At 72.3% G+C, this 10,938-nt stretch carries 8 protein-coding genes and 1 pseudogene; 6 read left to right on the plus strand and 3 right to left on the minus strand.

The features are described from left to right. Nucleotides 1-111 precede the first annotated feature (111 nt). The 3 genes from ACIOFR_RS41285 (at nt 112) to ACIOFR_RS41295 (ending at nt 3,774) form a co-directional block, all read left to right on the plus strand. The gene (locus tag ACIOFR_RS41285) at nt 112-759 is read left to right on the plus strand and encodes a TnsA-like heteromeric transposase endonuclease subunit (RefSeq protein ID WP_401005846.1); all 648 of its coding nucleotides are present in this window, start codon (nt 112-114) and stop codon (nt 757-759) included. After that, nucleotides 756-2,183 (plus strand): hypothetical protein, encoded by a 1,428-nt coding sequence (locus ACIOFR_RS41290; protein WP_401005848.1) that lies wholly within the window; start codon nt 756-758, stop codon nt 2,181-2,183. The genes ACIOFR_RS41285 and ACIOFR_RS41290 overlap by 4 nt, the downstream gene beginning before the upstream one ends. Nucleotides 2,184-2,577: 394 nt before the next feature. Further along, nucleotides 2,578-3,774: a low temperature requirement protein A gene (locus ACIOFR_RS41295; protein ID WP_401005850.1), complete on the plus strand. Its 1,197-nt coding sequence runs from the start codon at nt 2,578-2,580 to the stop codon at nt 3,772-3,774. Between the two features lie 603 nt (nt 3,775-4,377). Here the strand turns inward: ACIOFR_RS41295 and ACIOFR_RS41300 are convergent. Then, nucleotides 4,378-5,265, minus strand: a complete 888-nt coding sequence (locus ACIOFR_RS41300; RefSeq protein WP_401005852.1) for an LPXTG cell wall anchor domain-containing protein — start codon at nt 5,263-5,265, stop codon at nt 4,378-4,380. A 30-nt stretch (nt 5,266-5,295) separates the two neighbouring features. Then, nucleotides 5,296-5,586 (minus strand): annotated as a pseudogene (locus tag ACIOFR_RS41305) (hypothetical protein); the annotation flags it as partial. A gap of 185 nt (nt 5,587-5,771) precedes the next feature. Between ACIOFR_RS41305 and ACIOFR_RS41310 the strand changes: the two are divergent. Beyond that, nucleotides 5,772-7,166 carry a hypothetical protein gene (locus tag ACIOFR_RS41310; RefSeq protein WP_401005854.1) on the plus strand — a complete coding sequence of 465 codons (1,395 nt, stop codon included), beginning with the start codon at nt 5,772-5,774 and terminating at the stop codon, nt 7,164-7,166. A gap of 115 nt (nt 7,167-7,281) precedes the next feature. After that, the gene (locus ACIOFR_RS41315) at nt 7,282-7,839 is read left to right on the plus strand and encodes a helicase associated domain-containing protein (protein ID WP_401005856.1); all 558 of its coding nucleotides are present in this window, start codon (nt 7,282-7,284) and stop codon (nt 7,837-7,839) included. 1,077 nt (nt 7,840-8,916) lie between these two features. Here ACIOFR_RS41315 and ACIOFR_RS41320 read toward each other — a convergent pair. Continuing rightward, nucleotides 8,917-10,140 carry an alpha/beta fold hydrolase gene (locus tag ACIOFR_RS41320; RefSeq protein WP_401005858.1) on the minus strand — a complete coding sequence of 408 codons (1,224 nt, stop codon included), beginning with the start codon at nt 10,138-10,140 and terminating at the stop codon, nt 8,917-8,919. Between the two features lie 105 nt (nt 10,141-10,245). Here ACIOFR_RS41320 and ACIOFR_RS41325 point away from each other — a divergent pair, with 105 nt between their 5' ends. Next, on the plus strand, nt 10,246-10,806 hold the full coding sequence (locus ACIOFR_RS41325; protein WP_401005860.1) for a TetR/AcrR family transcriptional regulator C-terminal ligand-binding domain-containing protein: 561 nt from the start codon (nt 10,246-10,248) through the stop codon (nt 10,804-10,806). The last annotated feature ends 132 nt before the right edge of the window (nt 10,807-10,938 follow it).

The following is a 10,938-nucleotide window of genomic DNA, read 5'->3' on the forward strand; positions in this document are numbered from 1 at the left end:
TGCGTGGCCCCTGCGGGTGACGCCCCGGATGACGGCTTCGGCGCGTAGAACCGGTTCGTCAGCGGGTGCAGATCAACGGCTCAAGCTGCGATCGGCCGGGCCGCGCACGGGGTGACGTTGGAGGAGTTGGCGTCGGTGCGAACCTTCCCCGTGCAACGCGGGCGTCGGATCGCTCCGGGGTGGTGGTGGTCGGCGTCGACCGGGCGCCTGGTGCACTACGGCTTCGGCGCGATGCGCACCCAGATCATGCTGCTGGACCACGACCCACAGGTGGTCGCGCTGGCCTGCAGCCCGGTGGAGCTGGCGTGGCTGGGAGAGGACGACACCGTTGCCGTGCATGCCCCGCACCTGATGGCACGGCTGCGGGACGGCAGCGGCCTGCTGGTCGACTGCGTAGGCAGTGAGGGTGTCCCCACTCGCCTGGCTGACCGCGCCGCTGCGATGGCTGCCGCGGCCCGGGCCGTCGGTTGGCACTACCGCATCGCGCGGCCCCCTGACCCAGTGCTCGCGGCCAACGTGCGGTGGCTGTCGGGTTATCGGCATCCGCGCCACGGCAACAGGACCGCGATGGAGAGGGTCGTCGGCCTCTTCGCTCAGCCGCTCCCGCTCATCGAGGGGGTACGGCGGCTCGGGGAGCCCATCGCGGCATGGCCGGTGGTCTTCCACGCACTGTGGAGCGGGGTGCTCAGCGCTCCCCTGGACCAGCCGCTGCACGAGCGGACCATGGCCACCACGACGGCAACCCGGGCCGCAGGATGAGCGGCACCGTGCTGGCCGTGGGAGACCAGGTGCGGTGGGACGGCCGCGCCTGGACGCTCGCCGCGCTCGAAGGCGCCCGCGCACGCCTCCTCGGGGAGGCGGGTGCCATCTCCACGGTGCTGCTGTCCCATCTGCTGGCCGATCCCCAATTCGAGGTCATCGGCGGCCCGCCCCAGGTCAAGATGGCGGCGGCCGGGCTCCTGGACACGCTTCCCGACCACGTGCGTCAGCAAGCCCTGGCCTGGGAGCGGCACGTGCGGGAAGTCGAGTCGGGCGCAGCCGTCCCCGGCCAGGTGCCGCGGGCCGGGTACGACCCGGCGGTGACCACGCTGGCGCAGCGCGAGACGGCCAAGGCGGCGGAGCTGACAGCGGCCGGGGCGGCGACGAGCGTGACGACGGTGCGCCGGATGCGGGCGCGGTACCGGGACCAGGGGGTGTGGGGGTTGGTGGACCGGCGCACCACACGCCCGGCATCTGCCGTGGGGCGGGCCGATCAGCGGGTCGTGGAGGTTGTGATGGCGGTGCTGGGGCGGCAGCGGGATCGGTCGACGGGCACGCTGACGCGGTTGCGCGACCAGGTCCGCTGGCACCTGGAGGAGGTGCACGGTCCCGGGGTGGTGGCTGTGCCGCCGGCGTCGACGTTCAACCGACTGGTGCACGCGCTGGCCGGCGGCCAGGGACTGCTGGGCAGCGCGGCGCAGCGGCGTTCGCACGGCTCGCGGCCGGCGGCGCCGTTCAGGCCGACGGTCGCGCTGCGGCCCGGTGAGCTGGTGATGATGGACAGCACCCCTTTGGATGTCCTGGCGGTGCTGGCGGACGGGGTGACGGGCCGTCCGGAGTTGACGATCGCTCTCGATGTGGCGACGCGGTCGGTGTGTGCGGCGGTGCTGCGGCCGCCGGGTACCGGTTCGGTGGACGCGGCGGTCCTGCTGGCGGAGATGGTCGCGCCGATGCGGATGCGTCCGGGCTGGGACGCCGCCTTGGCGCTGCAGCGCTCGGTGGTCCCCTACGAGCGGCTGCTGAGTCTGGACGACCGGTTCAAGGGGGCGGCGGCGCGGCCGGTGATCATGCCGGAGACGGTGGTCGTGGACCAGGGCGCGGTGTTCGTGTCCTCCTCGTTCCTGGGCGCGTGCGAGAGTCTGGGAGTCTCGCTGCAACCGGTCCCGCCCGCGAAGGGACCGGCGAAGGGTGCGGAAGACGTCGATGTCCTGGTAGCGGACGGTGATGTCCTCCGGTCCGGGCCTGGGGATCCAGATCTCGGCGGCGGTGAGGGTCCGGCCGTCCTCGAGATGGAAGACGATCTCGAACTGGGGGTGGAGGGCGCTGACCTTCATGTAGGCGAATTCGCCGGCGAGGCCGTCGTCCTGGACCTCGACCCCCGTTGTCGGCGTCCGCCGGCCGCCGGACAGCTCTTGCATCTTTGAATGGCCCGGGCCGTGAGCCCCGTCTCGAAGCCAGTGCCTGGTGCGGGCGTGCCAGGCAAACGCGTCGCACCCTGGACGGAATAGGCGGCTACGCTCGGGCCATGGAGCTGGAGCAGGCGCTGGAGCCGCTGCGCCGGGTGGTGCTGGGGCGCCGCACGAGCGGCCCTCACGCGACGGTTTGCCGCGGCGGTGGAGGCTGCCCCGGCGCCGGCCGGCGGGGCGGACAACCCGTCGCTGTGGAAGCTCGGTGTGCAGTCCCGGGGCGGTTCTTGTGGCGCGCCGGCTGTTGGCCAAGCTGGAGCAGGTGTCGTACGGGCTGATGAGCACCGGGCCGTGCCCCGGGCCGCCCGGGCATCCTCCAGACTGGTCCTGGAACATGACCGATGATCACCTCATGACATTCATGAACACCGCCGAGTCGGCGGGTGGCGCGGAGCGGCATGCCTCCTGGACGGAGCTCTTTTTCGACCTCGTCGTCGTCGCGGGCGTGCTGCAGCTGTCACACCTCCTGCACGAGGGCCCGACGGCCGCCGATCTCGCCCTGTACGTCCTGCTGTACCTCGCCTTCTGGATCGCCTGGGTCTGCTTCACCGTTTACGGGAACGTCGAGGGGGACCGTGCCTGGACACCCGGTCTCCTCTTGGCGATGCTCGGCCTCGCCGTCATGGTCGCGGCCGTCCCCGGGATCCGCGGCACCAGGCACTACCTCGCGTTCGTCGCCGCGTACGTCTTCCTGCGCTGGCTGTCCAGCCGGTTCTGGCGGCGCGGGCGGGTCGTGATGGACTGGCCGGTGGCCCAGATGGGCCTCGGTGTCCTGCCATGGATCGTGTCGCTGTGGGTGGATGCTCCGGCCCGCTACTGGCTGTGGGCCCTGGGAATCGGGTTCGACCTGCTGGCCATACTCGCGGACGCAGGCGGCCACATGCTGCGGGGCGCGCAGGAGTGGGCGGAGCGCCTCGTCAGGAAGAACGGCGACCGCGGGCGGCGGCCGGTGATCGAGGCGGCCTACGCCGATGTGCCGCACCTGATGGAGCGCCTGAGCCTCTACGTCATCATCGTGCTCGGCGAGGGGGTCATCCAGATCACCACGGTCGCCGCCGACACCGCCTGGGACGTGCACCTCGCCGGCGCGGCGCTGGGCTCGTTCGCCCTCCTGTCCGGCCTGTGGAGCATGTCGCTGCTCAACGGCTTCGGTGGGATCCCGAAGACCGGCCGACGCGATCTCCCGGTGCGGCTGGCCCTGTCCCTGCACTGCCTGACGACCTGCGCGCTCGCCTCCGTCGCCGCCGGCCTTGGCCTGGCCCTCGCGCATCCCCACGACCCTGCTGCGAACGGCGTGCGGTGGTTGCTCTGCGCCGGTCTCCTGGTGTACTTCGGCGTCAGCGTGCTGGCCGCCGCGGTCTCCGGTGCACGGTGGCAAAGCGTGCTCGGTTGGGCGCTGCCATGCCTGCTCCTGCTGTCGGCGCTCGGCTTCTTCGCTCGGCATCTCGGCGCCGGATGGCTGATCTGGGCGCTGGCGACCACAGTCGGCTGGCAGCTCGTGTTCGCGCCCGGGAAGCGCGGCAGCCAGCGAGTGCCGACCTCCGCCTGACCGGCACCTCCCGAGACGTCGGCGGCCCCACATCTCGGGAGGTGAATCGGTAATCGGGCTCCACGTTGCTCCTGGTACTGGGATGCGAAATCCCCGCGCCATCAGCAGGCTGTGGCAAGCCTGCCCGGTCATCCGGGTGGCCTTCGGGGCCGGGTGACCTCCCCCGCGTGGGCCGAGCGGCTCGATTCCACCCGGCCGGCCGGGATCTCGACGGCGGCAGCGGCCGCCATCGCAGCGGCGTTCGTGCCCTGGTCCGCGAGGATGCCCACGTTGTGAGCCCCGACGTTGGTCGGCCCGAAGGACAACCGGTGCACCTCTTCGGGCGACCCGACGGCCGGGTGGCGCCGGCCATCCGCCACGTGCGTCGGGGCGGCGTCCGCGTTCCCGGGCCGGCACGCGCACCGGACCTGGACCCGGTCGACGTCCTCCGGTCACTCGTCCCCAGAGCCACGGCCAGCAACCCGTCGACACCCCGACTACGGCGGCAGTCCGTTGCGGCCCGGATCCGCCAACTGGCCGCCCAGCACTGGGTCCATGCCGGAGAGTCGGTGATCTTGTTCGGGCCGGAGGCAGGCCCCCTTCCGTCACATGTCGGCGGCGTGCCTACCTGTGGGCGCCCTTACGTCGGCGGAGAACCAGGAGCGCGGCAGTACCCGCCGCGAGCGCGGCCGAGCCGAGGACCGCGAGGGTTGTCGTGCCGTTCCCGCCGGTCTCGGCCAGTTCGTTCGTCGCGCCGGTCGGTCCGGGGGTGGCGGGGCGTGTGGAGGGAGCCGCGGGACTGGTCGCGGTGACCGGTACGGCCGGGGTCTTGCTGGGGATCGTGCTCGGCCTGGTGGTCGGGGTCGGCTTCGCGACGGTGAACTCGGCGACCGTGTGGCCGACGAACTGAGTGCAGGTGTCGGTGCCGATGACGCCCTTGGGCACGGCGGAGGCCGGGGTGCGGGCGCCGGTGCCGGGCGACGCGGGCCCGGCGGGAGGGGTGGGTTCGGCACCGGGGTCCGCCGGTGTCATGGTGACGTACTCGCCGGTGTCGTCGCTGAGCAGGTCGGACCCGCCCGACGCGGTCGCCTCGTAGTGGCCGGGGGTGGCCGACCCGGTGGCACCGATGCGGATCTGGAGCGTGATCTTCTCGCCCTTGGCGAGCTGGTAGGTGCCGGTGTCGGTGGTGCGGGCCCAGATAGATTCGGCGGTGAGGCGGTTGTTGGTGTCCCAGGTCTGGGTGAGGGCGGCGCCGGTGCCGATGTAGCTGGTGGTTTCGCGGCCGGTGGCGTCGCGGGTGAAGGTGAGGGTGTCGATGAGGCTGGTGAGGGCGGTGGGCTGGTTGGTCTCGTCCCAGGTCCAGGTGGACAGGAGGCCGGTGGGGGTGGTGCGGGTGGTGCGGCGGCCGAGGAGGTCGTAGGTGTAGGTGGTGGTGCGGCCGTCGACGGTTTCGCTCAGGGTGCGGCCGGCGGGGTCGTGGGTGTAGGTGGCGGTGCTGGTGCCGTCGGTCATGCGGGTCAGCAGGCCGCGGTGGTCGTAGGTGAGGGTGGTGGCGGTGCCGTCGTGGTTGCGGCGTTCGGTGAGTTGGCCGAGCGGGTCGTAGGTGAACGTGGTGGTGCGGCCGGAGGTGTCGGTGGTTCGCAGGAGTTGGTCGGCGCCGTCCTTGAGGTAGGTGAGGGTGCGGTTGTTGAAGTCGCTCTCGGCGACGAGGTGCCCGGCCGGGTCGTATCGGTAGTGCCAGGTGGCGTCGCCGGTGGTGACGGTCAGCAGTTGGAGTTCGGTGTCGTAGCCGAAGTGCTGTTGTTCGCCGTCGGGCAGGGTCTGGTGGTGGATGGTGCCGAAGGGGCGGCCTGATCGACGTCACCGCCGGCCGCATCAATCACGTCACTCTGACCGGCGGCAGCGGTGGTAACGGCGGCAAGGGCGGTAACGGCGGTGGCAACGGCGGGAGCGGCCAAGCCGGTAACGGAGGCGATGCTGCGGCCGGTGGAAACGGCGCCGTTGCCAACACCGGGGAGGTGAAGGCCGGAAGCGCACGCGGTGACATCACCCTCGTCGGCGGCCGTGGCGGGGACGCGGGGGCACCTGGTGCAGGCGGGCCCAACACCTGCGGTTCCGGCTGTGGTATTCCCGGACAGTCCGGCCTGGGCGCATCCGGCGGAAGCGGCGCTGCGGGCAACACCGCCGAAGGACACGTCGACGCAACCGGTGCAGCGGTCACCGCTGCGGGCGGAGACGGAGGTGGCCAGTACCGCTGGAGCGGCGACGGCACGTTCGGGGGCGTGGGCAATGCGGGTACGGTGAACGCCTCCACCGCCGCCGTCACCGGCGGCAATGGGGGGCCTGACAGTGCCGGGGCCACCGCGAACAGCGGCACCGTCACCGCCGCCGTCTCCGCTACCCTCACCGCTGGCAGCAGCCGCCCCGGCGCCGCGGGCAGCACGCCGGGCGGGGCCGGAAACAGCGGCACCGTCACCGCACCCGACATCACCGCGACCGGCGGCAGCGGTGACAGCAGGGCAGGCGAGGGCGGTGCAGGCAACAGCGGCCGTGTCACCGCTTCACGCCGCGCCCGGCTGTACGGAGGCTCGGGCGGAGGCCCCGACCCCGCAGGGACAGGCGGCGCCGGGAACAGCGGCACCACCACCGCACCCGACATCACCGCGACCGGCGGCAACGGCGGCGACTCGATCGCTCGCGGTGGCATCGGCGGGACCGGCGGCACCGGAAACAGCTCACGCGTCGACGCGACCCGCGCTCTCACCCTCACTGGTGGCGACGGCGGCGGCGGACCACGTGGCGGCGACGGCGGCCCCGCCAACAGCGGAACCGCGACCGCCGACGCGCTGCATGCCCACGGCGGCAACGGTGGCCGCAGCGGACTGCTGGTTACGATCGGGTCCGTCGCACAGCCTGGCGGTTACGGCGGCGACGGAAACACCGGAACCGTCACGGTAGCCCGCACGGTCGACATCCGCGGCGGCAACGGCGGCCGCGGTGGGGACGGACACCGGCCTCTTTCGCCCTACAACAAAAGCACCGTCGGCAACGGCGGAGCGGGCGGCACTGGCAACACCAACGCCGTGGGCACCACCGGCTCCGCCCCCATCACGACGATCACCGGCGGGAACGGCGGACCGGGCGGCACCGGATTCAGGGGCGCCGCCAACGGCGCACAGGGCCTCGCAGGCACCGGGAACGGCAGATCCGGAACCTTCCACGGCAGCAACGGTATCGACGTCTTCACCGCCGCCCGCGGCACAGGCACCCCTACCGCCACCGAGGAAGGAAACACCCTCACCGCGGTCGGCAACGCCGGCACCATCGACGGCGGCGGCCCGGTCAATACCTGCACCATCCGCGGCGGCAACACCGGCACAACCACACACTGCACCGTCACCCTCGAGCCCTGATCCGACACACCGCCCCGGTCCCCGCAGGCAGCACCCAAACCAGCAGCCCGGACGGCAACGCCGGCACCCGGTTCATCACCCCGTACGATCCCCAAGGCTCCCGGCCCCGAACAGCATGGAAGGCCGCCACCCGCGCATGGGGGTGGCGGCCTTCGACGTGTCCGCGAACGGCGTCACCTGGCAGCGCGCCTACGCGACCGCCCGGCTGTGGTGGCTGGACACCGACGGCCTGGTCGACTCGCCCCGGCTGCCCGCGGACACGGTGTTCGAAGGCGAGCAGCTCGGCCGCTGGGTGCAGGCGCAGCGGGCCGGCTGGCCCGGCCTGGAGGAGGACCAGCGGGACCTGCTGACGGCGATCGGCATCGAGGCCGGCCCGGAGCTGGTGGCCGCGAAGGCCGCCGCCGAGGCGAAGCCGAAGGTGTCCCGCGGCGACAGGTTCACCCAGGGCCTCGTCGCGCTCGCCCAGTTCGTCGAGCGGGAGCGTCATCCCCGGGTGCCCCGGCCTCACCGGGAGCCGTTGGAGACCGTGGAGGCCGGCCCCGGTGGCGAGGAGCAGGTGGTCGTGTCGCTTTTCGCGCTCGGCACCTGGCTCAACAACCAGAAAGCCCGCCGGGCCAAGCTCACGCCGGGGCAGCTCGCGCAGCTCGCCGAGCACGGCGTGGAGTGGGCATGAGCAGGTCGGTGGAGGGCCTGTCCCCGAAGGAGCCACACGGGCGGCCTGCGGCCGCGAAGGGGTGCCGGCCTGGCGGCCGGACCGGGGGTGGCCGGGGGCCGGGCCCTGACGGCCCCGCAGGGGGCTGGTGGCGGGCCCGGGCGCCTGCGGCGCCGGGGCGGTGGCAGCAGGGCCGTGGCGGGGCGGTGGTGGTGGCCTACGGCCCCCCGGGACCGGTACCGCCCGACCGACCGGCCCCGCCGCCCCCGCCGCCCCCGGCGAGCCCGGCGGCCCGGTGGCCGTCCGACCGGCACCGGCACGGCGGCCTGACGGCCCGCGCCCGCCCCGGAGCGCCCGGAGCGCGCACCGCTCCCCGCCCGCCTCCCCGGCGAACCCGCCCCACGAATTCACGAACCGCCGAAACGGCCCCGACCGGCAGTAATTCCAGCCGAATCGACAAGGAAAACCAGGACGGAAACCGGCGGCATTTCCGGCGTCATTCCGACAGGCCGTCAATTCGCCGGAACACCCCGCCCCGGCCCCGACCCCCGAACCGCCCACCGAACCCCGCCCGGCCTGGGAGGTGAACACACGCCGTCACCGAAACCGGCACACCCCGCAGTGCCACCAGACCACCGGACAGGGGCCGACCACCCACCCGGATTGGTCCACCAGACGGCGAAACGGGCGCTCGAAACGCCATGAGGTCACGGAACCGGACCGGAACCGAACCGAGGGCTGGGAGCCCGGCCCGGTTCCGTGACAAGCCGCCCGTCACAAAACCCACCGGGCCGGACGGACCGAGGACAGACACACCCCGTGCGGGACGGATGGGGCAGGCGGGCCAGGCCGGACGGGCCGAGGGCGGCGGGCAGCGGGCAGCGGACGGGGGCGGCCGGGTGGACTACCCGACACCGACTCCCCGCCCGGTAGTCCACCCCGGGCCACCAGACCAGGTCAGCCCGCTGCAGAGGGTGGACCACCCACAACCCGAACCGGCCACCACCAACCAGGCGGCTCATCAGGCAGCCCAGGCGGCCACCAGCAGAGCCCGGCACCCGACCCCCGCACCCGTCCACCTGTCTCCCCTGACGGGTGTCAGGCGCTGGTGGTGGCGAGGGTGTCGTCGAGCCAGTCGTAGATGCGGGCGAGGGCCAGGCGCATGGCGCCGGGGTGGCAGTGGGCGCCGGCGCCCTCCGCCACGGTGAAGTGCATCAGGGTCTTGGGGCAGGTGAGGTGGTCGTAGAGCTGTTCGGGCTGGCCCTTGAAGAACTCGTCCTCCTCCGCGTCGCAGACCAGGGTGGGGCACTGGATCTTCTCGGCGATACCGCCGGCGAGGGTGTAGTCGAGGTAGGCGGCACCGAAGGCGCGGGGGGTGTCGACGCCCATGACGTACATGCCGTGGTTGAACGCCCAGCGTGCGGTGGCGTTGTCGGCCATGACCGCGTCGAGGGCGGCGTCGAGTTCGGGGGCGTGCTCGGCGCGCAGCAGGCGCTCGGCCTCCTCGCGGTCGTGGGGGGTGAAGCGGACGGAGACCTGTCCGAGGTCGAAGACCCCGTCGACGGCTATACAGGCGGCCAGCCGGTGCTCGAAGGCCGCGGCCCTGGGGGCGAGCAGGCCGCCCATGCTGGAACCCAGCAGCGCGATCCGGCTGTTGTCGACCTCCGGGAGGGTCTCGACGAAGTCGATCACGGGGGTGATGACGTTCTCCCAGTCGGGCCGGAAGACCATGCCCTGGTGGTGGCGCGGTCCGGGCTGGCCGGGGCCGTCGAAGGCCAGCACGGTGTAGCCGCGCTCGACGGCCGCCAGCGCGCCACCGAAGTGCATCTCCTCGGCGGTGCCGTCGAAACCGGAGTGCATGATCACGGTCGGGCGCGGTGTGCCGGTGGTGTCCACCCGGTAGAGGTAGCCGGGCAGGGTGGTGCCCTCGTAGGGGATCTCGACCGGCTCGATGACCGGGGTGAACAGCGCGGCCGCCGCCCGGAAGCAGGCCACGCTGCGGTCGTAGGCGTGGTCGTGGCGGGGGTCGCACGGGTTGCCGTGCAGGAAGAACTCGGCCGAACGGTAGTAGTTGGAGGCCCGCAGGAACCCGTCCCGGGCGCTGACCTTGTGACCTGTCTTCAGTGCGCGCTCGGCCTCGTCGGCCACCCGGTCCGCGGTGGCCAGCCACTCGGTGTGCCAGCTGTCGTAGTCGCCCTCGACGATGCGCTCGCCGGTGGCGACGACCTCGCCGAAGTCGGCGCCGCCGTAGGCGATGTGGCTCATCGAGCGCAGGGTCTCGTACCAGAACTGGGTGTTGTTCGGGAACAGCAGGTTCTTCATGACAACCTCCTCGGCATTAAGCACTGATCTGTGCTTGTGATGAGAACTGTAGACCCTCAAGGTGCCTTTAAGCAAATATCTGTGCTTGGGGCGTAGAATGAGGGGGTGACTCCGAAACAGCCCACCGAACGCATCCGCAAGAGCCCCGAACAGGTCCGCGCGGCCGTCCACCAGGCGGTCATCGACCTGCTCTGCGACCCGCAGGGCGAAGACCTCAACATCCCCGCGATCGCGCAACGCGCCGGCGTCAACCACACCAGCATCTACCGGCGCTGGGGCAGCCTCGACGCACTTCTGGCCGACATGGTCACCACCCGCCTCGAACGCACCTCACCGCTGAACGACACCGGCACCCTGCGCGGCGACCTCACCGCCTGGGCCGAAGCCAGCGCCGCGAGCATCCGCACACCCGAAGGACGCGCCCTGGTGCGCGCCGTCATCCTGTCCATGCCCAACACCGCCCAGGCCCAGGACGAGCGTGCGCAGCACTTCCGACGCCGGACGCACTCCATCGAACACATCCGCCGACGGGCCACCGCCCGCGGCGAGAGGCCCCCACCCCTGGAACAGATCCTCGACCAACTCCTCGCACCGCTCTACATCCGGGCGATCCTCGGCATCGACCCACCGGCCACCGGCTACCCCGAACAGCCCGCGACCGCCTGACGATCGTGGCGTGGTCGTTCTCCTGGCCGATCCGGGAGCCGACGGCCGACAGTACGGCGTCGTGGGAGGCGGCGAGGCCGGCGACCGCGGCGGCGTCTGTGACGTCACCGGTGGTCACGGTCAGGGCCTTGT

It is taken from the genome of Kitasatospora sp. NPDC088346, assembly GCF_044740765.1.
In the GTDB taxonomy this organism is placed as follows: domain Bacteria; phylum Actinomycetota; class Actinomycetes; order Streptomycetales; family Streptomycetaceae; genus Kitasatospora.

What these genes read in the sequence shown, in the direction of transcription:
- ACIOFR_RS41290 (WP_401005848.1), top strand. Translation starts at nt 756, where the DNA reads ATGAGCGGCACCGTGCTGGCCGTGGGAGACCAGGTGCGGTGGGACGGC.
- ACIOFR_RS41295 (WP_401005850.1), top strand. Translation starts at nt 2,578, where the DNA reads ATGACATTCATGAACACCGCCGAGTCGGCGGGTGGCGCGGAGCGGCAT.
- ACIOFR_RS41300 (WP_401005852.1), bottom strand. Translation starts at nt 5,265, where the DNA reads ATGACCGACGGCACCAGCACCGCCACCTACACCCACGACCCCGCCGGC.
- ACIOFR_RS41315 (WP_401005856.1), top strand. Translation starts at nt 7,282, where the DNA reads ATGGAAGGCCGCCACCCGCGCATGGGGGTGGCGGCCTTCGACGTGTCC.
- ACIOFR_RS41320 (WP_401005858.1), bottom strand. Translation starts at nt 10,140, where the DNA reads ATGAAGAACCTGCTGTTCCCGAACAACACCCAGTTCTGGTACGAGACC.